This is a genomic window from Streptomyces sp. NPDC101132 (assembly GCF_044759225.1).
In the GTDB taxonomy this organism is placed as follows: Bacteria; Actinomycetota; Actinomycetes; order Streptomycetales; family Streptomycetaceae; genus Streptomyces.
The window spans coordinates 32,780-57,813 of the sequence record NZ_JBIVYX010000023.1; the positions used below are offsets into that span (position 1 = coordinate 32,780).

Sequence of the window (25,034 nt, forward strand, 5' to 3'; positions counted from 1 at the left end):
GGGGGTTGGGTCCGCGCCCGGGCCCGCCCCCCGCCCCGCGGCGCGGGGGCAGGGGCGGCGCGCGGTTGGGCCGGGGGGGGGGGGGGCGCCGGGGGGGGGGGGGGGGGCGGGTCCCGCCCCCCCCCGGCCTGGTCAGTTCTTGCGGACGATCTGGACGTCGAGGTCCACCGCGACGCTGGAACCGACCGCCGCTATCCCGCGGGCCAGCATCGACTGCCAGGTCAGCGTGAAGTCCTCGCGGTGGAGTTCGGCCGTCGCCCGGCAGGCGGCCCGGGTCTCGCCCTCCATGCCCGTGCCCACGCCGAGGTACTCCGTGTCGAGGGTCACCGAACGGCTCACGCCGTGCAGGGTCAGCGCCCCCGCCACCGCCCAGCGGCTGCCGCCCCGGTGGATGAACCGCTCGCTGTAGAACTCGATGGTCGGGTAGCGCGCCGCGTCGAGGAAGTCCGCGGAGCGCAGGTGGTCGTCCCGCATCCGGACCCCGGTGTCGATGCCCGCGGCGTCGATGATCACGTGCATGGAGGAGTTCTCCATGCGGTCGGCGATGCGCACCGCCCCGGCGAACGTGTTGAACCGGCCCCGGATCCTGGCCAGCCCGATGTGGCCCGCCGTGAAGCAGACCGCCGAGTGCCCGGGGTCGAGCTCCCAGTGCCCGGGCTCCGGCAGGAGCGGCGGGTCCACCGGCTCCAGCACGATGTCGCCGGGTCCCGGCTGACCGCCGGCCACCACCAGCGTCGACGCGTGGTACGGCGCGTAGCCCTCCGCGGTGACGGCGATCCGGTACTCGCCCTCCGGCACGGTGGCGAGGAAGCCGCCGTACGGATCGCTCTCGCCGGTCACGACCCGGCGGCCTATCGGGTCGGTGACCTCGAAGACGGCCTGCCGGACCGGCTGTTGGCCCGGGTCGAGCACCCGGACGCTGAGCAGCCCCGCGGACGGCGGGACCTCCAGCGTCGCGAGCTGGGTCGAACTGGAACTTCCGGCCGTCTCAAGCCCCCGTCGGCGACCGAACATGTGTGGAGCACCCCCGTGCTGTATGGATTGACGCCCTTCTGGCGAAGAGGCATTCGATCATGCTGTCGGGTGTGGGGCAAACAGAATGATGCCGCCCGGTATGGCCTCGCCCGCACCGGACGCCCCTTGTAAGGGCGCGGTGACCGGCTGCTGTTCCCGCCCCTCCGTCACGCATCCGTAGCGGACGCCTCCTGACACCCCATCGGTTCCCGGAGACCACCGCGCGGAGCCGCGGCCCCGTCCCGAGCACGGCCACCGCCCCGTCCTCGTCGGTCCGCAGGACCGCCGCCCCGGACCTCCGCAGGGCCGCCATCGTGCCGGGAGCGGGGTGGCCGTAGCGGTTCTCCCCCACCGGGACCAGTGCCAGGCGCGGGCGCAGCCGCTCCAGCAGGGCGGGGTCCTGGTGCGCCGAGCCGTGGTGGGCGACCTTCAGCACGTCCACCGGCCCCAGCTCCGGACGGGCGGTCAGGAGCGCGCTCTGGGCGGCCGGTTCGAGGTCGCCCGGGAGCAGCAGGCTGACACCGCCGGTCCGCACCAGCAGCACCACGCTCGCGTCGTTGGGGCTCCCCGACGGCGGCTCGCCCTCGGGCGGCCACAGCACCTCCCACCGCACCGCCCCCACGCCCGCACGCTCCCCCGCCCCCACCCGGGCCACCGGCACCCCGGCCGCGGCGGCCGTCCGCCGCACGAACGCGGCCTGCTCCCCGGGCTGCTCGTACGCCGTGGTCCGCACGACGCCGACGGCCCGGCCCCGCAGCACCCCGGCCAGCCCGCCCACGTGGTCGGCGTGGAAGTGCGTCAGCAGCACCATCGGGACCCGGGTGACGGACAGCTCGCGCAGACAGCGGTCCACCGGCCCCGGCTCCGGTCCTGCGTCGACCACCACGGCCGTACCCGGCCCGACGGCGAGGACCCCGGCATCGCCCTGCCCCACCGGGCACTGCACGTACCGCCAGTCCGGCGGCGGCCACCCGGTGAGCACCCGCGTCACCGGCACCGGCCGCAGCACCGCGAGGACGAGGACCAGCGCGCCCAGCACCCCCGCCCACCCCCGCCACCGCACCCGGCCGGCCACCCACACGGCCGGCAGCGTCACCAGGGCCAGCAGCAGCCCGCCGGCCACCCCGCCCGGCCAGCCGGCCTGGGCACCCGGCAGCGCCGCACCGGCCCGGGCCACCCCGGCGATCCACCCGGCGGGCACCCCGGCACACCAGGCCAGCGCCTCCGCGACCGGCATGGCCACGGGAGCCGCCGCCAGCGCCGCGAACCCCAGCACGGTCGCCGGCCCCGCCGCGAGCTCGGCCAGGAGGTTGCAGGGCACCGCCACCAGACTGACCCGGGCGGCCAGCACCACCACCACCGGAGCGCACACGGCCTGGGCCGCCGCGGCCGCCGCCAGCACCTCCGCGAGCCTGCCGGGCACCCCGCGCCGCCGCAGCGCCGCGCTCCACCGCGGAGCCAGCACCAGCAGCGCCGCGGTGGCCAGCACGGACAGCAGGAACCCGTGGCTGCGCGCCAGCCACGGGTCCCAGAGGACCAGCAGCAGCACCGCGGCGGCCAGCGCCGGGACCAGCGACCTGCGGCGCCCGGTACCGAGGGCGAGCAGCGTCACCGCCCCGCAGGCCGCGGCCCGCAGCACGCTCGGGTCCGGCCGGCACACCACCACGAAGGCGAGGGTCAGCCCCGCACCGCAGAGGGCGGTGCCCCGCAGGGACAGCCCCAGCCGGGGCGCCAGCCCGCCCCGCTCGGCCCGCAGCGCCCGGCCCGGCGGCCCGATGAGCAGGAACAGCACCACCGTGAGGTTGGAGCCGGACACGGCGAGCAGGTGGACCAGGTCGGTGGCCCGGAACGCCTCGTGCAGGTCCGGCGGCACCCGGGAGGTGTCCCCGACGACCAGTCCGGGCAGCAGGGCCCGCGCGTCCGGCGCCAGTCCGTCCGTGGCCTCGCGCAGCCCGGCCCGCAGCGCACCGGCGGCACGCTGGAGCCGGTCCGGTCCGCCGGTCAGCTCCGGAGGGGCACTCCGCCCCACCCGTGCCACCGCCACGGCCCGCTCCCCGGCCTCCCGCGCGGGCGCCAGCCGCACCTCGGCCCGCACCCGGGTCGAGGGCAGCAACCGGGTCCAGCCCTCGTGCCGGGCCACGACCAGCACCGGCGTACCGGTCCGGGTCACCGTGCCGTCGGCCCGGGTCACCCTGGTCAGCTCCGCGTCCAGCAGCACGGACGGCGGCCCGGTCCCGGCCCGCCGGGGATCGGAGGTGACCGTCAGCTCCGCCACCACCCGGACGTGTCCGCGGGCCAGCTCCGGGACCGGCCCCGCCCGCGCCTCGGCGACCCGCAGCCCCGCGACCGCACCGCCCGCGGCCCCGCACAGCAGCACGCCGGCCGCCGCGGTCCCCCCGAGCCGCCACACCACCCCTCTCCCGGCGCCCCGGGCCAGCAGCACACCGCCCAGCACGAGCGCGGCCGCCACCCCGAGCGCCGTCCATCCGCCCGGCAGCCCGAGCGCCAGGGCCGCCGCGCCCCAGGCCCCGAGGGCGGGCCCGACCAGGCGGAGGTCCAACGGGCCCTCCCGCCCTGCCTCCCCGGCCCCCGCCCGCGGCTCCGCGTCCGGCAGGACCGCCGCGCCGCTCACGGCCGCACCAGGGCCCGCAGATCGGCGAAGCGGCGCTCCCCGATGCCGTTCACCTGGCGGAGGTCCTCCACCGAGCGGAAGCCGCCGCGCGCGGTACGGAAGTCGACGATGTGCTGCGCCAGCACGGGGCCGACACCCGGAAGTCCGTCGAGCTGCTCCACGGTGGCGGTGCTGAGGCTGACCGGCGTGGCGGGCCCGGCCGCCCCGGTGCCCGCGACGGCACCCGGGCCCGGCGCCGGGCCGGTCACGCCGACCAGCACCTGCTCGCCGTCCACCAGCACCCGCGCGCGGTTGAGCCCCGAGGTGTCCGCACCGGGCCGCACACCCCCGGCAGCGGCGAGGGCGTCCTCGACCCGCGCCCCGGCGGGCAGCCGCCGCACCCCCGGCACCCGGACCTTCCCCGACACGTCGACCACGACCCGGGAGGGCTCCGGCCGGGGCGTGGGCGGGGCGACCGCCGTGATCTCGGGGGCCGCCACGGCATCGGGCCGCCCGGACCACAACTGCGTGGCCGCGAACCCCACGGCCCCCACGAGCACCACGGCGACCGCGGCGAGGGCCCGTGGCTCCAGCCCGCACCGCAACTGCACCCACACCGGCAGTCGCTCCCGCACCCGCTCGTGCCACGGCAGCGGCCGCGCCCCGACCCCCACCGACCGGGCCGCCACGGGCTCACCCGCCACCGCCACCGCCTCCGGCTCCGGCTCCGCCACCGGCTCAGGCGGCAGCTCAGGCGGCGGTAAGGCCCCCGGCGACGGCCCCGCCGCACCCCCGGGCGCGACCGGCACGCCGAACAGCGCCTCGGCGCGGCGCCGGGCGGCCTCGGCGTCGACGACGGCAGCGGCCCGGCGCCGCCGGGAGCGGCCGTCGGAGCCCCGGGCGCGCCCGGGACCGCTGGTGGAACGGGAAACGGTGGTGGCTACGGACGTTCGAAGAGTCATGCCACAAGACGTTAGCCAGAAACGGAAGTTGTGCGCCGGACGCCCGCACTTCCGTGGATATCCCCGCAGTTGTGGACAACTCCGCCACCCACAAGGGTGAGGCCCCCGCTCAGCGGGGCGCGATCACCGCGGCGAGCAGCCCCGGCCCGGTGTGCGCCCCGATGACCGCCCCGACCTCGCTGACGTGCAGCTCCCCGAGGGCCGGGACGCGTTCCCGCAGGTGCGCCGCGAGCTTCTCGGCCCGCTCCGGCGCGGCGAGATGGTGCACCGCGATGTCCACGCTGCCGGTGCCGGCGCGCTCCACGGCCAGCTCTTCGAGGCGCGCGATGGCCTTGGACGCGGTGCGGACCTTCTCCAGCATCTCGATGCGGCCGCCGTCGAGCTGGAGGAGCGGCTTGACCGCGAGCGCCGAGCCGAGCAGGGCCTGGGCGGCGCCGATGCGGCCGCCGCGGCGGAGGTAGTCGAGGGTGTCGACGTAGAAGAAGGCCGACATCCCGGCGGCACGCTTCTCGGCGGCGGCCACGGCGTCGTCGACGGACCCGCCCGCCTCGGCGGCCTCGGCGGCGGCCAGCGCGCAGAAACCGAGCGCCATCGCGACCATGCCGGTGTCGACGACCCGGACGGGCACGGGCGCCGTCTTGGCGGCGAGCACCGCGGCGTCGTACGTGCCCGAGAACTCGGCGGAGAGGTGGAGCGAGACGATGGCCGTGGCTCCGGCGTCGGCGGCCGCCCGATAGGTCCGGACGAACTCCTCCGGACTCGGCCGGGAGGTCGTCACCGAGCGGCGCTTCTGGAGGGCCTGGGCGAGGGAGCGGGCGGAGATCTCCGTACCCTCTTCCAGGGCCTGGTCGCCGAGGACCACCGTCAGGGGGACGGCGGTGATGTTGTGGCGCCGCATCGCCGGTGGGGGCAGGTAGGCCGTGGAATCGGTGACGATCGCGACATGGCGGGACATGAGCGGGAGGTTACCGGGCCGCGTGGCCTCCCGGCAGCCGGGGCCCGTACGGGGCCGCGCCGTGGCGACCCCGGCGGCCGCCAACGCGCTCGCCGGCGTCACCCGCACCCCCTAGGGGACGGTCTCCCGCACCCCTGCCCTCTCCCCCGCCCCCCACGGCGCCCAGGCTCCGGCGCCTCCGGTCAGGCCGTGGTCTCCGGCCGGGCCTGCTTCTGCCAGGGGTACGGCGTCGCCGCGGCCGGAGCGTCCAGCGGCTTCGGCTGGGGAGCCGCCGCCGAGGCCGAAGCAGAAGCCCCATCCGACCCCGCACCAGCACCCGCACCGGCACCACCCGCACCCGCACCGGCGCCACCACCAGCCCCCGCAGCGCCGGCCCCCGCGCCACCCGGATACCCCACACCCCCGGCACCGGCCGGGTCGTCGCCCCAGGGCGACGCGGACGGCGCCCGCGACCAGTCGCGGAGGGCGTCGGATTCCATGGCGATCTCGCCGGTCAGGCTCGTCAGGTCGTCGTCGGCGAACCGGCGGGCACGGTCACGGGCGGCCCAGCGCAGGGAGTCGGCGGACTGGGTGATCTTCCGGGTGCGCTCCCGCAGCTGCGGCAGCCGCTCGGCGATCTTCGCCTTGTCCGGCTCCTGCTCCAGCCGCCGCAGCTCGCCGTCCAGCTCGTACCCGTGGGCGCTGAGCCGCTCGAAGAGCGCGATCGACTCCGACAGCGAGCCGTCCTGCCTGACCCCCTCGTGCAGTGCCGTCTGCGTGGCCCGCATCGACGAGCGCAGCTCCAGCCGCAGCTGGGCCAGGGACCCCACGACACCGACGCCGCCCAGGCTCTTGGCCCGCAGGGTGGTGTCCTCGACGGTGCGGCGGGCCTGCGTCAGCGTACGGTCCACGCCCCGCTTGGCCGCACCGACCGCCTTGACCGTGGCGTACGCCCCCAGACCCACGAAGGCGAGGAACACCAACAGAACGAAGATGATCAACGCGGCCTCCATCAGAGAGTCCCTTCCCCTGCCGTGCTGCCGGTACCGGGCGCGGCACCGCCGGCGCCGCCGGTACTGCCGTCAACTCCACGGTAAACGGAACGGGCAGGCCGAGGGTTCCAATCGAACCCCCAACCTGCCCGTACGGGATCACCCTGAGGTGCCCGCCGTCAGCCCTTCCGGGCTCAGACGACGACGTTCACCAGCTTCGGCGCGCGCACGATCACCTTGCGGATCTCCGCGCCGCCCAGGGCCGCCACGACCGCGTCGTCGGCCAGCGCCAGCTTCTCCAGCTCGTCGTCGGAGATCGACGGCGGCACCTCCAGGCGCGCCTTGACCTTGCCCTTGATCTGCACGACGCAGGTCACGCTCTCGTCCACGACGTACGCCGGGTCGGCCACCGGGAAGTCCTGGTGGACGACCGACTCCGTGTGGCCCAGCCGGTGCCACAGCTCCTCGGCGATGTGCGGGGCCAGCGGCGCGATCAGCAGGACCAGCCGCTCGGCGACCGTCCGCTCCAGCGGCCGGCCCGCCTTCGTCAGGAAGTTGTTCAGCTCGGTGATCTTGGCGATGGCGGTGTTGAAGCGCAGCCCGGCCAGGTCGCCGCCGGCCCCGTCGATCGCCTTGTGCAGGGCGCGCAGCGTGGCCTCGTCCGGCTCGCCGTCGACGACCGTGACGGCGCCCGTCTCCTCGTCGACGATGTTGCGCCACAGCCGCTGCAGCAGCCGGTACTGGCCGACCACGGCGCGGGTGTCCCACGGCCGGGAGACGTCCAGCGGGCCCATCGCCATCTCGTACAGGCGCAGCGTGTCGGCGCCGTACTCGGTGCAGATCTCGTCCGGGGTGACGGCGTTCTTCAGGGACTTGCCCATCTTGCCGTGCTCGCGCTTGACCGGCCGGCCCTCGTGGAAGTACCCGCCGTCGCGCTCCTCGACCTCGGCCGCCGGCACGTACACGCCGCGCTCGTCCGTGTAGGCGTAGGCCTGGATCATGCCCTGGTTGAACAGCTTGTGGAACGGCTCGGCCGAGGAGACGTGCCCCAGGTCGAACAGCACCTTGGACCAGAAGCGGGCGTACAGCAGGTGCAGCACCGCGTGCTCGGCTCCGCCGACGTACAGGTCGACGCCGCCGTGCGGGGCGCCCTCGCGCGGGCCCATCCAGTACTGCTCGATCTCGGGGTCCACCAGGGCCGCGGTGTTGTTCGGGTCCAGGTAGCGCAGCTCGTACCAGCAGGAGCCGGCCCAGTTCGGCATGGTGTTGGTCTCGCGCCGGTAGGACTTCGGGCCGTCGCCCAGGTCCAGCTCGACGTGCACCCAGTCCTGGGCGCGCGACAGCGGCGTCTCCGGCTTGGAGGCGGCGTCGTCCGGCTCGAAGGTGCGCGGCGAGTAGTCGTCGACCTCCGGCAGCTCCAGCGGCAGCATCGACTCGGGCAGGGCGTGCGCGACGCCGTCCTCGTCGTAGACGATCGGGAAGGGCTCGCCCCAGTAGCGCTGGCGGCTGAACAGCCAGTCGCGCAGGCGGAAGTTGACGGTGCCCTCGCCGATGCCGCGCTCGGTCAGCCACTCGGTGATGGCGGCCTTGGCCTCCACCACGCCCAGGCCGTCCAGGGAGATCCCGGCGCCGGTGGAGTTGACCAGCTTCGCGTCGTGCGAGACGAAGGCGTCGTCCCAGGCGGCCGGGTCGGTGCCGCGGTCGTCCGAGGGCTGCACGACGCAGCGCATCGGCAGGTCGAACGCGCGGGCGAACTCGAAGTCGCGGGCGTCGTGGGCGGGGACGGCCATGATGGCGCCGGTGCCGTAGCCCATCAGGACGTAGTCGGCGATGAAGACGGGGACCTGCTCGCCGCTGACCGGGTTGACCGCGAACTCGCCGGTGAAGACGCCGGTCTTCTCCTTGGCGTCGGCCTGGCGCTCGACGTCGGACTTGGCAGCGGAGAAGGCGCGGTAGGCGGCGACGGCCTCGGCCGGGGTGGCGTGCCCGCCGGTCCACTTCTCCTTGGTGCCCTCGGGCCAGGCGGCCGGGACGAACTCCTCGACCAGCGGGTGCTCGGGCGCCAGCACCATGTACGTGGCGCCGAACAGGGTGTCGGGGCGGGTGGTGAAGACGGTCACGGCCCGGTCGCCCAGCGCGAAGTCGACGCGGGCGCCCTCGGAGCGGCCGATCCAGTTGCGCTGCTGCAGCTTGATGGCCTCGGGCCAGTCCAGCTCGTCCAGGTCGTCCAGCAGGCGGTCCGCGTAGGCGGTGATGCGCATGTTCCACTGGCTCAGGCGGGCCTTGAAGACCGGGAAGTTGCCGCGCTCGGACCGGCCGTCGGCGGTGACCTCCTCGTTGGCCAGTACGGTGCCCAGCCCGGGGCACCAGTTGACCGGCGCGTCGGAGGAGTAGGCCAGGCGGTGGCCGCCCAGGACGTCGGAACGCTCGGCGGCGGTCAGCTCGGACCAGGCCCGGCCCCCGGGGACCTCACGCGTGCCGGCCTCGAACTCGGCGACCAGCTCGTCGATCGGGCGGGCCTTCTTCGCGTCGGCGTCGTACCAGGAGTTGTAGATCTGCAGGAAGATCCACTGCGTCCACTTGTAGTAGTCCGGGTCGATCGTGGCGAAGGAGCGGCGCTTGTCGTGGCCCAGGCCCAGCCGGCGCAGCTGCTTCTTCATGTTCTCGATGTTCGCCTCGGTGGAGACGCGCGGGTGCGTGCCGGTCTGCACCGCGTACTGCTCGGCGGGCAGGCCGAAGGCGTCGAAGCCCAGCGTGTGCAGGACGTTGTGCCCGGTCATGCGCTGGTGGCGGGCGAACACGTCGGTGGCGATGTAGCCCAGGGGGTGGCCGACGTGCAGGCCGGCGCCCGAGGGGTACGGGAACATGTCCATGATGAACTTCTTGGGCCGCGCGACGACCGCCGGGTCCCCCGCGAGGTCGCCGGTGGGGTTCGGGGCCTCGTAGGTCCCCTGGGCGTCCCAGGCGTCCTGCCAGCGTGCCTCGATGTCGGCAGCCAGGGCGGCCGTGTAACGGTGCGCCTCGGCCGCCTCGGGGGCCGGGGAATTCGTCTCGCTCATGATCCTTGAAGCTCCATCGATCGTCTCTGCCGTGGGTTCCGCACCACCAAACGAAAAAACCCCTCGCACAGGAGGGGACGCCGCGCCGAGGCCGACCTGGTCGCCGTCCATCCGGGACGGCCCCACCGGTCGGGGCTGTTCAGCGCGGCTCGGTAAGCAGAAGGCGTACGGCACGCATGGCGTCAGGGTACCGCAGCCGTTACGACGGCCGCACGACCGACCACAGAACGAGAAGCGGGCCACCCGATCCGGGTGGCCCGCTTCTTCACTGTGGAGCTAAGGAGAATTGAACTCCTGACCTCTTGCATGCCATGCAAGCGCTCTACCAACTGAGCTATAGCCCCTTGCCCTGCTTCGCCGCCTTGCTTCCCGGCCGGTTTCCCTTGCCGTTCCCCTTGGCGACGTCCCAAACATTACACGGTCCTGGCCCCAGTCCAAAAACGGGTTTCCGGTGGAGCCAGGAGATGCACCACTTGGGAGCGTATGTCCCTTTTTCGCACCCTGTCGGCCAGGCCGGTCACGCTCTGGCGAACGAGTAGAAGCGCTTCAGGGTGCAGTGCTCGTCGAGCAGGCGGCCGTAGATCGGCTCCCCCTCCAGCTCGCGGTAGGTCTCGATGGGGTCGCCTTTTATGATCAGCGCCCGCGCGCATTCCTCGCACCAGTACTGGTAGTCGGGATTGACCGGGTCCATGTCCCGGACGATCGGCGTTCCGTTGTCGCACCAGTCGCACCGCCGCCGGTGTGCACCCATCCGTCAGCGACTCCCTCCCGTTCGGGCCGTCGTCTCCCCCTCCGGCCGTCCGATTCTGCCATGCCGTCACGCGGCTGGTCAGCCCCGAATGTCCGGTCGGTCCGGAGGCCCGGTCCCCGTCGCCGGGTGCAGGGGTACAAAAGCAAGGATCCCGCCCCCTGTTGGGGACGGGATCCTGATTGTGGAGCTAAGGAGAATTGAACTCCTGACCTCTTGCATGCCATGCAAGCGCTCTACCAACTGAGCTATAGCCCCTTGCCGTGTCCCGCCGCTTCTTCGCTCCGTTTCCGGTGCTCTCCGCTGCGGACAAGAAGAACTCTAGCCTGCGATCCCCCAGAAACGAAATCCGGGTCCGAACGGCCCCCACGAGGCCCCCACCAGGCCTTCCGCGAGGTGGGCCGGGGGCGGGCCGGCGGCCGGCCGGGGCCACCGGGAGCTCCGCTCCAGGCGCCCCCGGAGGCCGGGCCGTCGGGTCAGTCGTCGTCGCCGAGCACGGGCTCGGGCAGCGTGCCCGCGTTGTGCTCCAGCAGGCGCCAGCCGCGCGCGCCCTCGCCCAGGACCGACCAGCAGCAGTTGGAGAGCCCGCCGAGGCTCTCCCAGTAGTACGACTCCCAGCCGAGCAGGCGGCCGATGGTCGTGCGGATCGTCCCGCCGTGGCTGACCACGACCAGCGTGCCGCTCTCGCCCAGCTGGGCGGCGTGCCGGAGCACCACCGGGGCCGCGCGGTCGGCGACCTCGGTCTCCAGTTCGCCGCCGCCGCGCCGGACGGGCTCGCCGCGCTTCCACGCCGCGTACTGCTCGCCGTACTTCGCGAGGATCTCGTCGTGCGTCAGGCCCTGCCACTCACCGGCGTACGTCTCCCGCAGGTCCGCGTCGTGGGACACGGCCAGGCCGGTGACGGCGGCGAGCTCGGCGGCCGTCGCCGCCGCCCGCTTGAGGTCGGAGGCCACGATGGCGTCCGGCTTCAGCGAGGCGAGCAGCCGGGCGGCCCGGCGGGCCTGGGCCACGCCGGTCTCGGTCAGCTCGATGTCCGTGGAACCCTGGAAGCGGCGCTCCAGGTTCCACGAGGTCTGGCCGTGCCGCCACAGGACGATCTTGCGGCCGGTCTTGGGAGTGCTCAGAACAGATCACCGTCCAGGTCGTCGTCACCCTGCGCCTCGCGCAGCTTGGCGTGCTCCTCGGCCTTGCCCTTGGTCTGCTTGGCGTCCTCGGGCAGCTCGATCTCGGGGCAGTCCTTCCACAGGCGCTCCAGCGCGTAGAAGACCCGCTCCTCGCTGTGCTGCACGTGCACGACGATGTCGACGTAGTCGAGCAGGATCCAGCGCGCGTCGCGGTCGCCCTCACGGCGGACCGGCTTGGCGCCGAGCTCCTTGAGGAGCTTCTCCTCGATCTCGTCGACGATCGACTTGACCTGGCGGTCGCTCGGCGCGGAGGCGAGCAGGAAGGCATCGGTGATCGACAGCACGTCGCTGACGTCGTAGGCGATGATGTCGTGCGCGAGCTTGTCCGCAGCCGCCTGGGCGGCGACGTTGATGAGCTCGATGGAGCGGTCCGTGGCGGTCACTGGCCATGCTTTCGGGTCGGGTGGCAAATCCCTTCAAGGGTCTCATGTACCGCCGACGCCGCTCGCGAATAACCGCCCGGCCGGTCGTCCCGGCTGCTCGGCGCGGGCCCGGACCCCCCTCGGGGCCCGGGCGCCGGATGTGTCCCGTGCCTGCTCAGGGCTTCTTGAAATCCGTTCCGAGCAGGACCACGACGTCCGCGTTGACGGCCGCCGGGGCCTTCTTCACGGCGGTCTCCTTCAGCCCGAGGGTCTTGGCGACCTCCAGGGCCTTCGCCTTCTGGGCGTCGTCGGCGTAGGTGACCTGGGTGGTCTCCCGCGTGGCGTCAGCCTTGCCGCCGTCGACGAAGGTGTAGCCGCCGTTGACCAGGGCCGCGCGGGCGTCCGTGAGGGTCTTGGCGTTCCCGGAGGCGTCCTTCAGGCCCACCCGCGGGGCGGCGTTGGCGGCCGGAGCCTTGAACGCGCCGCCGAGCAGCTCCTTGACCACGGAGTTCACCGCGGCGTCGGTCAGGCTGCCGTCCTCCTTCACCGGCACGACCTTCGTCGTGTAGTCCCCGACCTTCGCGTGCTCGCCGATCTTGGCGAGCGAGGAGCCGAGGTCCTTCTCGGTGAGGGACGGGTCCATGATCTGGGCGAGGGTCTCGACGGCGACGGTGGCGGACTGCTCGTCGCCGGGGATCTTGCGCAGCGTGCCGTAGAGCACCGTGCCGAACCGCTCCAGCTGCCTGGTCTCCGGCTCGCCGGGCGCGCGGTACGTGGCGTAGGCGACCGCCATGGCGCCGCTGAGGCTCTGCTTCTGGCCCTTGCCGACGGCCGGGGTCTTGGCCTTGGCGTCGGCCGGCACGGCGGTGTCGGTGTCGACCTCGATGCCGCCGAGGTTGTCGACCAGCAGCTCCAGGTACGGGGTGTCCAGCCGCCAGGTGCCCTCGATGCGGGTGCCGAGGAGGGTGTCCAGGGACTCCCGGGTGCCGCCGAGGCCGTCCTCGTCCACGGACTTGCCGAGGGTGGTGCCGGTGCCGTCGTCGGAGGTGACGGCGGTGGCGTTGGGCAGGAGGACGGTGGCGCCGCGCTTGGCGGTGACGTTGTCCACGAGGATGGCGGTGGAGGTGCCGCCCTTGAGGTCGTGCAGGTGTACGACGATCATGTCGCGCTTCTGGGGGCCGGTGACCGCGGCCCCGTTGCTGCCGGGCGCGTCGCCGAGGAACGGGAGCTTGCCGGCGTACCAGAGGTAGCCGAGGCCGCCGACGACGAAGAGGGCGAGGGCGACGATGAGGACGACGACGCGGTTGCGGCCCCGGCGTTTGGCCTCCTCGCGGCGCTCGGTGCGGCTCTCGGTGAACTTGAGCCAGTCGATGACGTCCTCGGAGTCCTCGTCGGGCTCCTCCAGGAAGGCGAACTGCTCGGTGCGGTAGTCGGGGGCCTCCCGGCGCTGCCCGGGCACCTGGGGCGCCTCCGGGGAGCCCGCGGGGGGCTCGGGGGCCGCCTCGGGCGCGGGCGCCTGCTGCGGGATCCACTGCGCGGTGGTGTCCACCGCCGGGAACTGCCCGGTGGACGCGGCCGCCTCCGCCGCCGGGGCCCGGCCGGTCTGCCCGCCCTGGCCGTAGGCCGGGTACTGGCCCGTGTCGTACGCGGGGTACTGGCCGGTGGAGGCCGGGTCCGCGACGGGGTACTGGCCGGTGGAGGCGGGGTCGGCGACCGGGTACTGGCCGGTGCCGGTGTCGTACGCGTACCCCTGCGCGGGGTACTGGCCGGTCGGCGCGCCGTACGCGTCGTAGTCCTGGGCCGGCTGCTGCGGGGGCGCCGTGGGGCGGCCGTACGCGTCGTAGCCGTACCCGTACGCCTCGTACTGCTGCCCGGGCGCGGGGGCCACCGGTCCGTACACCGGCTGCCCGTAGGCGTCGTAGCCGATGAGCTGCTGTTCCGGTCCCGGGTCCTCGGAGTACCCGTCGTACCGGCCGTACGGGTCCTGGCGGTCGTTCACCGGTGCCCCTCTCTCTCCGGAACCTCAGGCGCCCCGGTACAGCTCACGCTTGTCGATGTAGCGCACCACGCCGTCCGGCACCAGGTACCAGACGGGATCGCCGGCGGCCACCCGCTGACGGCAGTCCGTGGAGGAGATCGCGAGGGCGGGGACTTCCACCAGCGAGACCTTCCCCTCGGGCAGACCGTCGTCGGTCAGTATGTGGCCGGGTCGCGTGACGCCGATGAAATGGGCCAGCGAGAAGAGCTCCTCGGCGTCGCGCCACGTGAGGATCTGCGCGAGCGCGTCGGCGCCGGTGATGAAGAAGAGGTCCGCGTCCGTGTTGAGGGCGCGCAGGTCCCGCAGGGTGTCGATGGTGTACGTCGGCCCGCCGCGGTCGATGTCGATGCGGCTGACCGAGAACTGCGGGTTCGAGGCCGTGGCGATGACGGTCATCAGGTAGCGGTCCTCGGCGGGCGAGACCGCCCGCTGCGACTTCTGCCACGGCTCGCCGGTCGGCACGAAGACCACCTCGTCGAGGTGGAACAGCGCGGCCACCTCACTGGCGGCCACGAGGTGTCCGTGGTGGACCGGATCGAACGTCCCGCCCATCACTCCGAGTCGGCGCTTGACCGGACCGGTAGGCATTTCCTGCTCTCCCATGCGTGCAGAGCCTACTGGCCCGGTGGAGCGGCCCCGACTCGGTGGTGTCGGCCCGAGGGCGCGACCCAGGTGTCCGCGGCTCAGCGGTCGCGGTTCAGGCGGGTGGTGACCCACAGCATCAGCAGCAGGATGAAGAGGGCGCCGCCGCCGGTCAGGTACGGGTTGAGGCTGTCGTGGTTGCCGCCGTGCTGCTCGCCGCCTTCGGAGGCGAGGACGACCAGGTCGTGGGCGGTGCTCAGGAGGCTCATCAGGCAGGTACCTATCGTGTGGGCTGAGACGTCGCCCACATCGTAAGCGGGCGCCCCGGGCACGCTCACGCCGACTCATGCGTTGAGGGGGCAGTGGCAGGTCCGACCGAGGGGGAAGAGCGATGAGCGACACCGGGTTCGAGAAGCTTCCGGCGCGTGACCGGAGGCGTTTCCCGGGCATCTCGTCACGCGCGTACGAGCATCCGGCCGACCGCTCGGCGCTGGTGGCGCTGCGGAAGCTGAGCGGTTTCGACACCGTCTTCAAGGCGCTGAGCGGGCTGCTGCCGGAGCGGAGCCTGCGGCTGCTGTTCCTGTCCGACACGGTGCGGGTGGGCGAGACGCAGTTCCCGCACCTGCACCGGATGCTGCTGGACGCGTGTTACATCCTGGACCTGGAGAAGGTCCCCCAGATGTACGTGCAGCAGGACCCGAACCCGAACGCGATGTGCATCGGCCTCGACGAGCCGATCATCGTCGTGTCCACCTCCCTGGTGGAGCTGCTGGACGAGGAGGAGATGCGGGCGGTCGTCGGCCACGAGGTGGGCCACGCCCTGTCGGGGCACGCGGTGTACCGCACGATCCTGCTGTTCCTGACGAACCTGGCGATGCGGGTGGCCTGGATCCCGCTGGGCAACATCACGGTGATGGCCCTCGTGACCGGGCTCCGCGAGTGGTTCCGCAAGTCCGAGCTGTCGGCCGACCGGGCCGGACTGCTGGTGGGACAGGACCTCCAGGCCTCGATGCGGGGCCTGATGAAGCTGGCGGGCGGCCACCACCTGCACGAGATGAACGTGGACGCGTTCCTGGCGCAGGCCGACGAGTACGAGGCGGCCGGCGACCTGCGGGACTCGGTGCTGAAGATCCTCAACATGCTGCCGCGCACCCACCCGTTCACGACGGTGCGGGCCGCCGAGCTGAAGAAGTGGGCGGAGAGCCGCGACCACCAGCGGATCATGGACGGGCACTACCCGAAGCGCGAGGACGACAAGGACACCTCGGTCTCGGACTCGTTCCGCCAGTCGGCCTCGCACTACGCGGAGTCGGTGCGGACCAGCAAGGACCCGCTGATGAAGCTGGTCGGCGACCTCGCGGGGGGCGTGGGCGACGTGGGCGGCAGGCTCCGCGACAGGTTCGCGGGCCGGCCGGCGGAAGGCCGGGACGGCACCTCCGAGGGCACCGGCGGCACCTCGGACGGCGAGCGCGGCGGCAAGGGAACGGACTCCTAGGCCCCCCTAGGCCCCGGTCCCCGGGGAGGCGGTGGCGGGCGGTGCGGTGCGGTGGCCAGTACGCCGCACAGTCCGGCCGTACGGTGCGGGTGCCCGGTGTCGTACGGGTCGGTGGCCACCGGCCCGGACCCGGCCGGCCGCTGGCCCGCCAGCAGCGGCTTGAAGGCGGCCGAAGGGTCGGCCGCGCAGTCCTGGGGGCCGGCCGTGACGTAGGCATCCAGCAGCTCGGCGCGGCGGCCCTCCAGGTCCTCGCGGTCGAAGCGCAGCCGCAACTCGCGGCGGACGGTGAACAGGGAGGCGTCGGCGGGCCCGGCGCCGGCCCGCCGGACGGCGTAGACGAAGGTGTGGTCGGTGACGACCTCCAGGACGTCCGGACCGGCCTCGGCGTAGGCCATCGTGCCGGTCACGCGGATCCGGGAGTCGGCCACGGCGGCGGTGGCGGGGTCGAAGCGGACCAGCCAGCCGGTGGCCGCGTGCCGGCCGTCCGGCGCGGGCCTGGCGAGGCTGTCGTCGAACTGCTGCTGCTGGTCGGGGTCGAGCAGCAGCCGCACCGGGCGGGCGGCGGCGCCGGACAGCACGTCCGGGTCGAGGCCCGACTGGACCAGGTAGTCCTTCACCGTGGTGAGGGCGGTGACGACCTGGGTGTCGGTGAAGTGCTGCGTGCGCCGCACGGCCGGCAGGGTGATCCCGGCCGCCCCCACCCGGTACCGGTCCGCCGGACTCGCCGCGTAGAGCTCGGCGGGCCGCCCGCCCGGGACGGCCCCCCGGGGCGTGAGCGGCACCACGGTGCTGGTCAGCGGGTCGGTGTAGGCCGAGGGCGGGGGGACGTAAGGGTGGCGCAGGCCCATGTAGACGGCCGCGCTGAAGGCGAAGGCCACCAGCATCAGCAGGACCAGCCCCTGGCGGGGCCTGCGCGTGCGCGAACCGGCGCCACCGCCCCACGCGGAGCGCGTGCGCACCGCGCGGGCGTGCTCGCCCATCCGCTCCTGGGCGGAGAACTCCTGGAGCCTGGCGGCCCGTACGAAGTCCTCGTCGAACACCACGGAGCGGTACTCGTCGTCCCCGCCGATGCCGTCGGGGGCGCCGTCCGGTGGATCTCCTGGCACGGCCATCGCTTCTCCCCGCTGTCCCCGCAATAGAGAAGCCCCCTCGGGGTGCTCGTGTGCACCGCTCGTGCTGAGGGGTCGTACTTTCAGGGTTGGTCGCTACCGGGGAAGGTAAACGCCCGCGTGGCCGGGACTTTCCGGCTGGAGGCCGCCGCTGCGGAAGCCGGCCGGCGCTCCGCCGGTGTCGGCTCCCGTGGAGGCGGGCGGGGGCGTCTGCTCGCGGTCCGAGGCGGCCGCCTTGTACACGGCGGTGAAGGCCAGGGCCACCATGCCGACGCCCATCACGAGGGCGAGCATCCAGGCGACCGGGCGGTGCCAGCGGGCGCGGCCGCGGTAGGGGCGCAGGGCGCCGCCGTAGGTGCCGTACGGGCCGCCGTAGCCGTAGCCGTACGAGTATTCGGGCCCGAAGCCGTAGGGCTCGCCGTCGGGGCTGTAGCCGTAGCCGAACCGGTCGAGGTAGCCGTCGTAGCTCTCGCAGCCGTCGTCCTCCGCGGCCCTGGCGGCCGCGATGGCGCGGGCCTCCTCGGCCTGGGCGCGCGCCTGGGCGGCGGCGAGCAGCCGCTCGGCGGCGGTCGGTTCATGGATCTCGGCGCTCCGGACGAAGTCCTCGTCGAACACCACGGAGGCGAAGTCCTGGTCCGCGCCTCCGCGGTCGTCGTCGGGCTCCCCGTCGTCCGGGAACGGAAGGCCCCCCACGTCGTCCGGCACGGGACCAGACTAGACCTGGGGGGCTCTTTTGGGCAGGGAGTCGGCCGAGAATCGGCCACTCGGAGGTCGCCCGGTGGTTACCGCACGTGACCGTCGCCGGTGACGATGTACTTCGTGGAGGTCAGCTCCGGCAGGCCCATCGGGCCCCGGGCGTGCAGCTTCTGCGTGGAGATGCCGATCTCCGCGCCGAAGCCGAACTGGCCACCGTCGGTGAAGCGGGTGGAGGCGTTCACGGCGACGGTGGTGGAGTCGACCAGCTGGGTGAAGCGGCGCGCCGCGGCCTGCGAGGTGGTGACGATCGCCTCGGTGTGGCCGGAGGTCCAGCGGCGGATGTGGCCGACGGCCGCGTCCAGGGAGTCCACGACGGCCGCGGCGATGTCGTACGAGAGGTACTCGGCCGCCCAGTCCTCGTCGGTGGCGGGGACGGCGGTGACCTTGCTGTCGCCCGCGTGGCCGAGGACCTCGGGGTCGCCGTGCACGGTCACGCCGGCGTCGGCGAGCGCGTCGAGGGCGCGGGGCAGGAAGGCGGCGGCGATGTCGCGGTGCACGAGGAGGGTCTCCGCGGCGTTGCAGACGGAGGGGCGCTGGGCCTTGGAGTTGACCAGGATGTCCACGGCCATGTCGATGTCCGCCTGCGCGTCGACGTAGACGTGGCAGTTGCCGGTGCCCGTCTCGATGACCGGCACGGTGGACTCCTCCACGACCGTCTTGATGAGGGAGGCGCCGCCGCGCGGGATGAGGACGTCGACGAGGCCGCGGGCGCGCATCAGCTCGCGGACGGAGTCGCGGGACTCGCCGGGCACGAGCTGGATGGCGTCGGCGGGGATGCCGGCGGCCTCGACGGCGTCGCGCAGGATGGCGACGAGGGCCGTGTTGGAGGCGTAGGCGGAGGAGGAGCCGCGCAGCAGCACGGCGTTGCCGGACTTCAGGCAGAGGGCGGCGGCGTCGACGGTGACGTTGGGGCGGGCCTCGTAGATGATGCCGACCACGCCGAGGGGGACGCGGATCTGGCGCAGGTCGATGCCGTTGGGGAGCGTGGAGCCGCGGACGACCTCGCCGACCGGGTCGGGCAGGGCCGCGACGTCGCGGACGTCGGCGGCGATGGCCCGGACGCGCTCGGGGGTCAGGGTGAGGCGGTCGATGACGGTCTCGCTGGTGCCGGCCTCGCGGGCCTTGGCGATGTCGACGGCGTTGGCCTCGACGATCTCGGCCGTACGGGCCTCCAGGGCGTCGGCGATCGCGTGCAGCGCGGTGTCCTTGGCGGACCGCGGGAGCGGGGCGATCTCGGCGGCGGCGGTACGGGCGCGGGTGGCGGTTGCGAGGACGGGGCTGAGCGAGGTCATGGGTGCAGGGTAATCCCCTGGTGCGGGGCCGCGGGCGGCGATTTCACCCCCCGAGACGGGGTCTCGCGGTGCGCCGGCCGGATCCGTACGGTGCCGCCGCCGGGCACCCGTACGGCGGCGGCGCGGACCCGGCCCGGGCGGTGTCCCGGGTCGGGCGGGCATGGCCCGGTGCGGAGGGACTCCGGCCTAGTACGGGTGGACGCCCACGGGAGAGGCCGGGGGCGGTCCGTAGCCCTCGGCGACGCGCTGGTGGTACGTGGCGCGGTCGATGACCTCCAGGCCCACGATCTCCCAGGGCGGGAGCTTCGCGGTGGAGCGGTGCTCGCCCCAGAGCCGCAGGGCGACGGCGGCCGCGTCGTGCAGGTCCCGGGCCTCCTCCCAGTACCGGATCTCCGCGTGGTCGGCGGCGTACCGGCTGGTCAGCAGGAAGGGGTGGTCGTGCGCCAGCTGCTCCAGGCCCCGGCGGACCTCCGCAAGGGGCGCCGGGGCCCCCGAGACGCTCAGCGTGACGTGCCAGAGCCGGGAGACCTCGGCGGGCCCGGCTCCCTCGCCCGTCTCGACGCTCGTCAGCGCTCGCTCGGCGCGCGCTCGTCTCACCGGCGGCCTCCTGGTTCTGCGTCGGTCTGCTGCTGTCCCCCGTACGTCCCCCGCCAACAAAGTTGACCAGTCCGCGGCCCCCCGTGCGACGGTTTTACCGGATCGAGCCCATCACCGGTGCAGGAGCACCAGGTCGTCGCGGTGGACGACCTCGCGCTCGTACTCGGGACCGAGCTCCCTGGCCAGCTCCTTCGTGGAGCGGCCCAGCAGGCGGGGCAGCTCCTTGGCGTCGAAGTTGACCAGTCCGCGCGCGACGGCCCGGCCGTCGGTGTCGCGCAGTTCCACCGGGTCGCCGGCGACGAACTCGCCCTCGACGGCGGCGATGCCGGCCGGCAGCAGCGAGCTGCCGCGCTCGGTGACGGCCTCGACGGCGCCCGCGTCCAGCGTGAGGTGGCCCTGGGGCGTGGAGGCGTGCTGGAGCCAGAGCAGCCGGTCGGCGGAGCGGCGGCCGGTCTCGTGGAAGTACGTGCCGGTGACCCGGCCGGCGAGCGCGTCGGCGGCCTGGCTCGCGGAGGTGAGGACCACCGGGATGCCCGCGGCTGCGGCGATCCTGGCCGCCTCGACCTTGGTGACCATGCCGCCGGTGCCGACGCCCGCCTTGCCGGCGCTGCCGATGGACACGTGGGCGATGTCCTCCGGGCCGCGCACCTCGTCGATGCGGGAGGTGCCGGGCTGCGCGGGGTCGCCGTCGTACAGGCCGTCGACGTCCGAGAGCAGGACCAGCAGGTCGGCGCGGACCAGGTGGGCCACGAGGGCGGCCAGCCGGTCGTTGTCGCCGAAGCGGATCTCGTCGGTGGCGACGGTGTCGTTCTCGTTGACCACCGGCAGGGCGCCCATGGCCAGCAGCTGGTCCAGCGTCCGGTAGGCGTTGCGGTAGTGGGCGCGGCGGCTGGTGTCGTCGCTGGTGAGCAGCACCTGGCCGACGCGGACGCCGTAGCGCGCGAAGGAGGCGGTGTACCGGGCGACCAGCAGGCCCTGGCCGACGCTGGCGGCCGCCTGCTGGCGGGCCAGGTCCTTGGGGCGGCGGCGCAGGCCGAGCGGGGAGAGGCCGGCGGCGATGGCACCGCTGGAGACCAGCACGATCTCCTTCTCGCCGCCGCTGCGGGCCTTGGCCAGTACGTCGACGAGGGCGTCCACGCGGTCGGCGTCGAGGCCTCCGGAGGCGGTGGTCAGGGAGGAGGAGCCGACCTTGACCACGATCCTGCGGGCGTCGACCACGCTCTGCCGTCCACCCTGACTTGCCCCTGACACGTCCCTGACCCCTATGCGTTCGCCCGGTTCCGGATGCTCCTCCCCCAAATTTACGGGGTGCTCCGGCGGGCCCGCGCCCGCGTCCCGCTGCGTGGGACAGGCCCGCCGGAGGGCGCCGCCCGGTCCGGCGGGCGGGAGCGTGCGCGGCCGGCGGGCGGGAGCGTGCGCGGCCGGCGGGCGGGTGCGTGCGCCAGTCTCCGGACAGGCGCTCGGGCGGCCGTCCCGTTCGCGTGAATCCGGTGGCGGCCCATTGCCCGGCCCGTCGCCCCGGCGTTGACCAGCGAGCCCCCTCCGCGTCACCCGACTGCTTGGAGCCCCGGCCGTGAACCCGCTGCGCACCCTCCGCCCGTTCGCCCGGGCGGTCGTCCCGGCCCTGCTCGCCGCGTCCTTCGGGGTCCAGGTGGTGGGCGCGCTGGCCCCGGACGCCGGGCTGCTGGCGGTGGCGACGGTGTGCGGGCTGGCCGCGGAGCTGGGGCTGCACCGCTGGCAGGGGCAGGTGGCCGAGGTGCTGGCGCGGCTGCGGGCCGACGTGCCGGTGCGGCAGGTGCTGCGGGACTTCCTGCTGGTCGCGGGGCTGCTGGCGACGGGGCGGGGGCACGGGAGCGCGGCCTCGCTGCCGGTGGTGTTCGGGCTGCTGATGTTCTACGGGCTGCACTTCGCGAGCCTCGGCGCGGCGGCGCTGGTCCGGCGGTCCCGGGCGCTGCCCGTGCTGACCCGGAACGTCGACACCGCCGGTCTGCGGCTGCCGCCCGCTCCCCCGGCCCTGCTGCTGCGCCGCTCGGGGCCGCGGATGCTCTGGTGCGGCCTGCCGTCCACGGCCGGGCTGCTGGTCGCCGCCGGCACCGGGGTGCCGCACTTCGCGGCGGCCGGGATCGCCGTGTCGCTGGGGCTGGCGGCGACCGCGCTGCTGGAGCTGTCGCTGCACCTGCTGCCGTCGCGGCGGCCGGCGGGCGAGGCGGAGGTGCTGGCCTGGTTCGACCGCTGGCTGGCCGAGTACCGGCCGACGGTGGGCCTGTACTTCTCGGGCGGGACGGCCTCCGCCTACCAGGCGGACATGTGGCTGGGGCCGCTCGCGGCGCTCGGCGGCCGCCCGGTGGTGGTGCTGCGGGAGCGGTTCATGCTGCGGCTGCTTGCGCCCACGGACCTGCCGGTGGTCTGCCTGCCGCGGGTCGAGCACCTGATGCGGCTGGAGCACTCGACGCTGCGGGTGCTGATCCATCCGGCGAACTCCGGGAAGACCTCCCAGGTGCTGCGCATCCCCACCATCAAGCACGCCTTCGTCAACCACGGGGAGAGCGACAAGCCGTCCAGCTGCAACCCCTATGCGAAGGCGTACGACCAGGTGTGGGTGGCGGGCCCGGCCGCCCGCGAGCGGTACGCGCGGGCCGAGGTGGGCGTGGACGACCGGGACGTGGTGGAGATCGGCCGCCCGCAGCTGGAGGCGGTCCACCCGTACGGGGGACCGCCGGCCGACGGCCGGCTCACCGTCCTGTACGCGCCGACCTGGGAGGGCTGGACCGGGGACCCCGGCGGCACCTCGCTGGTCCTGGCCGGGGAGCGGCTGGTCGGGGAGCTGCTGGCGGACCCGCGCGTGCGGCTGCTGTACCGGCCGCACCCGATGACGGGCTCGGTGGACCCGCGGGCCGCGGCCGCCGACGCACGGATCCGGGCGCTCGTACGGGCGGCCGGGGCGGCGTACGGCGGTGCGCGGCGGCCGGCGCCCGGGGCGGGGGCCGAGCTGGCCCGGCGTACGGCGGTGCTGGACGCGCTGACGGCGGCGGGGCTCCCGCCGGACGCGGACGCGGCGGAGCGGATGCGGCTCCAGGGGGCGCCGGTGGCCGACCGCGCGCTGGCGGTCGAGGAGGCGACGGCGGCCTGGGAGGCGGCGTACTGGGCGGCGCAGCCGGAGGGCGCGCACCAGGTGGTCACGGGCCCGCGGCCGGGCCTGTACGCGTGCTTCAACGCGGCGGACCTGCTGGTCGGCGACGTGTCCAGCGTGGTGTCGGACTACCTGGCGAGCGGGAAGCCGTACGCGGTGGTGAACACCGGGCACCTGGGCGAGGCGGAGTTCCGGGCGGCCTTCCCGACGGCGCGCGCGGCATGGGTGCTGGGCCCGGACGCGGCGGGCGTGGCGGCGCTGCTGGAGTCCGTACGGGACCCGGCGGAGGACCCGCTGCGGGCGGCCCGCGCCGAGCTGCGCGAGCACCTGCTGGGGCCCGACCGGCCGTCGTCGGCGGTGCGCTTCCGCCGGGCGGCTCTCGCCCTGGGCGAGGAGGCGGAGCGGCACCGGGAACGGCGGGCGCGGCGCGCGGCGGTCCCCGGTCCGGGGGCGGGCCGCGCGCCGGGCCCGGTCAGCCCTTCGGGGCGGACGTGACGGCGGCAGCGGTGGCCTCCGCCTCGCCGCCGGCCGCCTCGGGGGCCTTGCGGCTCACGAGGATGCGCTGGGCGATCAGGTAGGTGAAGGGGATCGCGATCACGGCTGCCGCGAGCGGCGCGATCTTGGAGTCCATGCCGGCCCAGGCTACGAGCGCGAAGAGCCCGGCGGACTGGACGACGTAGTTGGTGACCTGCGTCAGCGGGAAGAGCAGGAACTTCTTCCAGGTCGGCCTGGTGCGGTACGTGAAGTACGTGTTCATGAAGAACGAGCCGACCATGCTGAGCAGGAAGGCGCCGGTGTACGCGGCGAAGTACGGCATCCACGGGTGGAGCAGCAGGTAGATGCCGTAGAAGGTGCCGGTGTTGACCCCGCCCACCAGGCCGAACCGGAGGATCTGGCCGAGCTGGGCCTTCATCGGCCGTCCCGCTCCGCGGTGACCGGCACCGGCTCACCCGTGCGGGTGTCGGCACCGTGCGACTCCTTGACCAGGAAGTGCGGGCGGCGCTTGGTCTCGTAGTAGATGCGGCCGATGTACTCGCCGATCAGGCCGAGCATCGTCATCTGCACGCCGCCGAGGCCCACGATGATCGCGACGAGGGTGACGTAACCGGGGGTCTCGATGCCGCCGGCCAGGGCCGCGATCACGATCCACAGGGTGTAGAGCGCGCCGAGGGCGGTGAGCGCGCCGCCGGTCCAGATGGCGAGGCGGAGCGGACGGTTGTTGAAGGAGATCAGGCCGTCCATGGCGTAGTTCAGCAGCGACGCGAACTTCCACTTGGTCTCGCCGGCCTCGCGCTGCGCGTTCTGGTAGTCGAACGTGATCGTGTCGAAGCCGATCCAGGAGAACAGGCCCTTGGAGAAGCGGTTGTACTCGGGCAGCGCGAGGAGCGCGTCGACGGCCTGGCGGGAGAGGAGGCGGAAGTCGCCGACGCCGTCGGTGAGCTCGACGTCGACCCAGCTGTTGACCGCCCGGTAGTAGAGGCGGCTGAGGGCGCTGCGGACCTTCTTGTCGCCCTCGCGGTTGCGGCGGGCGATGATCTGGTCGTGGCCCAGACCGTAGAGGTCGAGCATCTTGCCGATCAGCTCCGGCGGGTGTTGGAGGTCGGCGTCCATGATCACCACGGCGTCGCCGGTGGCCTCGCGCAGGCCGGCGAGCATGCCGGCCTCCTTGCCGAAGTTGCGGCTGAAGGAGACGTACCGGGTCTGGTCGCCGTGCTTGGCCGCGATGGCGCGGAGCTTGCCGAGGGTGCCGTCCCGGGAACCGTCGTCGACGTAACAGACCTCGTACTCCACGGGCAGCCCGTCGAGCACCCGGCGGATCTCGGAGTCGAAGCTGTCGATGACCGCTTCTTCGTTGTAACAGGGAACGACTACGGACAGCTTGGTCATGAACACTTCCTGCTGCGGGTCCGAACCGGGTGGTCGCCGCCGGCGGAACCCGACGCTCACCTCTCCGTTAAGAAGTATGCACGCCGGGCCCACACCGACCGGTCGCTTGCCTCCGTTGAGTGGAACACACGGTAGTTTTGACGGGCGCAATGAGAACACAAGTGGATTGAGGTGCCAGTGCCTGACGTCTCCGTGGTCGTCATCGTCTACAACGACGCAGAGCGTCTGCCGACGGCGGTGAAGTCCGTCCTGGACCAGACCCTTCACGGGGTCGAGGTCGTG

21 protein-coding genes and 2 tRNA genes are annotated in these 25,034 nt (G+C 73.8%); 2 read left to right on the forward strand and 21 right to left on the reverse strand.

From position 1 onward, the window contains the following. Positions 1 to 132: 132 nt before the first annotated feature. The 14 genes from ACIQUR_RS34055 to ACIQUR_RS34120 all read right to left on the reverse strand — a co-directional run bounded on the left by ACIQUR_RS34055 (position 133) and on the right by ACIQUR_RS34120 (position 14,755). The gene (locus ACIQUR_RS34055) at positions 133 to 1,014 is read right to left on the reverse strand and encodes a YceI family protein (RefSeq protein ID WP_403673067.1); all 882 of its coding nucleotides are present in this window, start codon (positions 1,012 to 1,014) and stop codon (positions 133 to 135) included. Further along, positions 989 to 3,646, reverse strand: coding sequence for a ComEC/Rec2 family competence protein (locus ACIQUR_RS34060; RefSeq protein WP_403673069.1), 2,658 nt, complete (start codon positions 3,644 to 3,646; stop codon positions 989 to 991). Before ACIQUR_RS34060 ends, ACIQUR_RS34055 begins: the two co-directional genes overlap by 26 nt. Further along, on the reverse strand, positions 3,643 to 4,587 hold the full coding sequence (locus ACIQUR_RS34065; protein ID WP_403673071.1) for a helix-hairpin-helix domain-containing protein: 945 nt from the start codon (positions 4,585 to 4,587) through the stop codon (positions 3,643 to 3,645). Before ACIQUR_RS34065 ends, ACIQUR_RS34060 begins: the two co-directional genes overlap by 4 nt. 109 nt (positions 4,588 to 4,696) lie before the next feature. Further along, positions 4,697 to 5,542, reverse strand: a complete 846-nt coding sequence (locus ACIQUR_RS34070) for a DegV family protein (protein WP_403673073.1) — start codon at positions 5,540 to 5,542, stop codon at positions 4,697 to 4,699. 182 nt (positions 5,543 to 5,724) lie between these two features. Beyond that, positions 5,725 to 6,534 (reverse strand): hypothetical protein, encoded by an 810-nt coding sequence (locus ACIQUR_RS34075; protein WP_403673075.1) that lies wholly within the window; start codon positions 6,532 to 6,534, stop codon positions 5,725 to 5,727. 173 nt (positions 6,535 to 6,707) lie between these two features. Beyond that, positions 6,708 to 9,572 (reverse strand): leucine--tRNA ligase, encoded by a 2,865-nt coding sequence (gene leuS, locus ACIQUR_RS34080; protein ID WP_403673077.1) that lies wholly within the window; start codon positions 9,570 to 9,572, stop codon positions 6,708 to 6,710. Positions 9,573 to 9,843: 271 nt separating this feature from the next. Continuing rightward, positions 9,844 to 9,916: transfer RNA gene (locus tag ACIQUR_RS34085), tRNA-Ala, on the reverse strand. A gap of 173 nt (positions 9,917 to 10,089) precedes the next feature. Then, the gene (locus ACIQUR_RS34090) at positions 10,090 to 10,323 is read right to left on the reverse strand and encodes a hypothetical protein (RefSeq protein WP_219665244.1); all 234 of its coding nucleotides are present in this window, start codon (positions 10,321 to 10,323) and stop codon (positions 10,090 to 10,092) included. Between the two features lie 182 nt (positions 10,324 to 10,505). Continuing rightward, positions 10,506 to 10,578, reverse strand: a tRNA-Ala gene (locus ACIQUR_RS34095). A gap of 218 nt (positions 10,579 to 10,796) precedes the next feature. Then, a complete protein-coding gene (locus ACIQUR_RS34100) occupies positions 10,797 to 11,444 on the reverse strand; it encodes a histidine phosphatase family protein (protein ID WP_399956962.1) in 648 nt (215 codons plus the stop codon). Beyond that, positions 11,441 to 11,887, reverse strand: a complete 447-nt coding sequence (rsfS, locus tag ACIQUR_RS34105) for a ribosome silencing factor (protein WP_399956921.1) — start codon at positions 11,885 to 11,887, stop codon at positions 11,441 to 11,443. Before rsfS ends, ACIQUR_RS34100 begins: the two co-directional genes overlap by 4 nt. Positions 11,888 to 12,041: 154 nt before the next feature. Next, positions 12,042 to 13,865 (reverse strand): LCP family protein, encoded by a 1,824-nt coding sequence (locus ACIQUR_RS34110; protein ID WP_403673079.1) that lies wholly within the window; start codon positions 13,863 to 13,865, stop codon positions 12,042 to 12,044. Positions 13,866 to 13,889: 24 nt separating this feature from the next. Then, on the reverse strand, positions 13,890 to 14,507 hold the full coding sequence (gene nadD / locus ACIQUR_RS34115) for a nicotinate-nucleotide adenylyltransferase (protein ID WP_399956927.1): 618 nt from the start codon (positions 14,505 to 14,507) through the stop codon (positions 13,890 to 13,892). 80 nt (positions 14,508 to 14,587) lie between these two features. Next, positions 14,588 to 14,755 (reverse strand): hypothetical protein, encoded by a 168-nt coding sequence (locus tag ACIQUR_RS34120; protein ID WP_399956930.1) that lies wholly within the window; start codon positions 14,753 to 14,755, stop codon positions 14,588 to 14,590. 122 nt (positions 14,756 to 14,877) lie between these two features. Here ACIQUR_RS34120 and ACIQUR_RS34125 point away from each other — a divergent pair, with 122 nt between their 5' ends. Further along, positions 14,878 to 15,981, forward strand: a complete 1,104-nt coding sequence (locus tag ACIQUR_RS34125) for a M48 family metallopeptidase (protein WP_403673081.1) — start codon at positions 14,878 to 14,880, stop codon at positions 15,979 to 15,981. On the opposite strand, the gene ACIQUR_RS34130 is transcribed toward ACIQUR_RS34125, so the two are convergent. From ACIQUR_RS34130 to proB, 5 genes are all read right to left on the reverse strand, one after another. Further along, positions 15,978 to 17,093: a hypothetical protein gene (locus tag ACIQUR_RS34130; RefSeq protein WP_403673082.1), complete on the reverse strand. Its 1,116-nt coding sequence runs from the start codon at positions 17,091 to 17,093 to the stop codon at positions 15,978 to 15,980. The two genes, ACIQUR_RS34125 and ACIQUR_RS34130, sit on opposite strands and share 4 nt — an antisense overlap. 93 nt (positions 17,094 to 17,186) lie before the next feature. Continuing rightward, positions 17,187 to 17,795 carry a hypothetical protein gene (locus ACIQUR_RS34135; RefSeq protein WP_403673084.1) on the reverse strand — a complete coding sequence of 203 codons (609 nt, stop codon included), beginning with the start codon at positions 17,793 to 17,795 and terminating at the stop codon, positions 17,187 to 17,189. A 77-nt stretch (positions 17,796 to 17,872) separates the two neighbouring features. Then, on the reverse strand, positions 17,873 to 19,138 hold the full coding sequence (locus tag ACIQUR_RS34140; protein ID WP_403673086.1) for a glutamate-5-semialdehyde dehydrogenase: 1,266 nt from the start codon (positions 19,136 to 19,138) through the stop codon (positions 17,873 to 17,875). A 186-nt stretch (positions 19,139 to 19,324) separates the two neighbouring features. Then, positions 19,325 to 19,735 (reverse strand): hypothetical protein, encoded by a 411-nt coding sequence (locus ACIQUR_RS34145; RefSeq protein WP_403673088.1) that lies wholly within the window; start codon positions 19,733 to 19,735, stop codon positions 19,325 to 19,327. Between the two features lie 111 nt (positions 19,736 to 19,846). Continuing rightward, on the reverse strand, positions 19,847 to 20,953 hold the full coding sequence (gene proB, locus ACIQUR_RS34150) for a glutamate 5-kinase (RefSeq protein ID WP_403673095.1): 1,107 nt from the start codon (positions 20,951 to 20,953) through the stop codon (positions 19,847 to 19,849). Between the two features lie 355 nt (positions 20,954 to 21,308). On the opposite strand from proB, the gene ACIQUR_RS34155 reads away from it, so the two are divergent. Next, positions 21,309 to 23,360 carry a hypothetical protein gene (locus ACIQUR_RS34155; protein ID WP_403673090.1) on the forward strand — a complete coding sequence of 684 codons (2,052 nt, stop codon included), beginning with the start codon at positions 21,309 to 21,311 and terminating at the stop codon, positions 23,358 to 23,360. On the opposite strand, the gene ACIQUR_RS34160 is transcribed toward ACIQUR_RS34155, so the two are convergent. After that, positions 23,338 to 23,778, reverse strand: coding sequence for a GtrA family protein (locus ACIQUR_RS34160; RefSeq protein WP_403673091.1), 441 nt, complete (start codon positions 23,776 to 23,778; stop codon positions 23,338 to 23,340). The two genes, ACIQUR_RS34155 and ACIQUR_RS34160, sit on opposite strands and share 23 nt — an antisense overlap. Then, positions 23,775 to 24,752, reverse strand: a complete 978-nt coding sequence (locus ACIQUR_RS34165) for a glycosyltransferase family 2 protein (protein WP_403673093.1) — start codon at positions 24,750 to 24,752, stop codon at positions 23,775 to 23,777. The genes ACIQUR_RS34160 and ACIQUR_RS34165 overlap by 4 nt, the downstream gene beginning before the upstream one ends. Positions 24,753 to 25,034 lie beyond the last annotated feature (282 nt).

What these genes read in the sequence shown, in the direction of transcription:
- ACIQUR_RS34055 (WP_403673067.1), bottom strand. Translation starts at nt 1,014, where the DNA reads ATGTTCGGTCGCCGACGGGGGCTTGAGACGGCCGGAAGTTCCAGTTCG.
- ACIQUR_RS34065 (WP_403673071.1), bottom strand. Translation starts at nt 4,587, where the DNA reads ATGACTCTTCGAACGTCCGTAGCCACCACCGTTTCCCGTTCCACCAGC.
- ACIQUR_RS34070 (WP_403673073.1), bottom strand. Translation starts at nt 5,542, where the DNA reads ATGTCCCGCCATGTCGCGATCGTCACCGATTCCACGGCCTACCTGCCC.
- ACIQUR_RS34075 (WP_403673075.1), bottom strand. Translation starts at nt 6,534, where the DNA reads ATGGAGGCCGCGTTGATCATCTTCGTTCTGTTGGTGTTCCTCGCCTTC.
- leuS (WP_403673077.1), bottom strand. Translation starts at nt 9,572, where the DNA reads ATGAGCGAGACGAATTCCCCGGCCCCCGAGGCGGCCGAGGCGCACCGT.
- ACIQUR_RS34090 (WP_219665244.1), bottom strand. Translation starts at nt 10,323, where the DNA reads ATGGGTGCACACCGGCGGCGGTGCGACTGGTGCGACAACGGAACGCCG.
- nadD (WP_399956927.1), bottom strand. Translation starts at nt 14,507, where the DNA reads ATGGGAGAGCAGGAAATGCCTACCGGTCCGGTCAAGCGCCGACTCGGA.
- ACIQUR_RS34120 (WP_399956930.1), bottom strand. Translation starts at nt 14,755, where the DNA reads ATGAGCCTCCTGAGCACCGCCCACGACCTGGTCGTCCTCGCCTCCGAA.
- ACIQUR_RS34125 (WP_403673081.1), top strand. Translation starts at nt 14,878, where the DNA reads ATGAGCGACACCGGGTTCGAGAAGCTTCCGGCGCGTGACCGGAGGCGT.
- ACIQUR_RS34130 (WP_403673082.1), bottom strand. Translation starts at nt 17,093, where the DNA reads ATGGCCGTGCCAGGAGATCCACCGGACGGCGCCCCCGACGGCATCGGC.
- ACIQUR_RS34140 (WP_403673086.1), bottom strand. Translation starts at nt 19,138, where the DNA reads ATGACCTCGCTCAGCCCCGTCCTCGCAACCGCCACCCGCGCCCGTACC.
- ACIQUR_RS34160 (WP_403673091.1), bottom strand. Translation starts at nt 23,778, where the DNA reads ATGAAGGCCCAGCTCGGCCAGATCCTCCGGTTCGGCCTGGTGGGCGGG.
- ACIQUR_RS34165 (WP_403673093.1), bottom strand. Translation starts at nt 24,752, where the DNA reads ATGACCAAGCTGTCCGTAGTCGTTCCCTGTTACAACGAAGAAGCGGTC.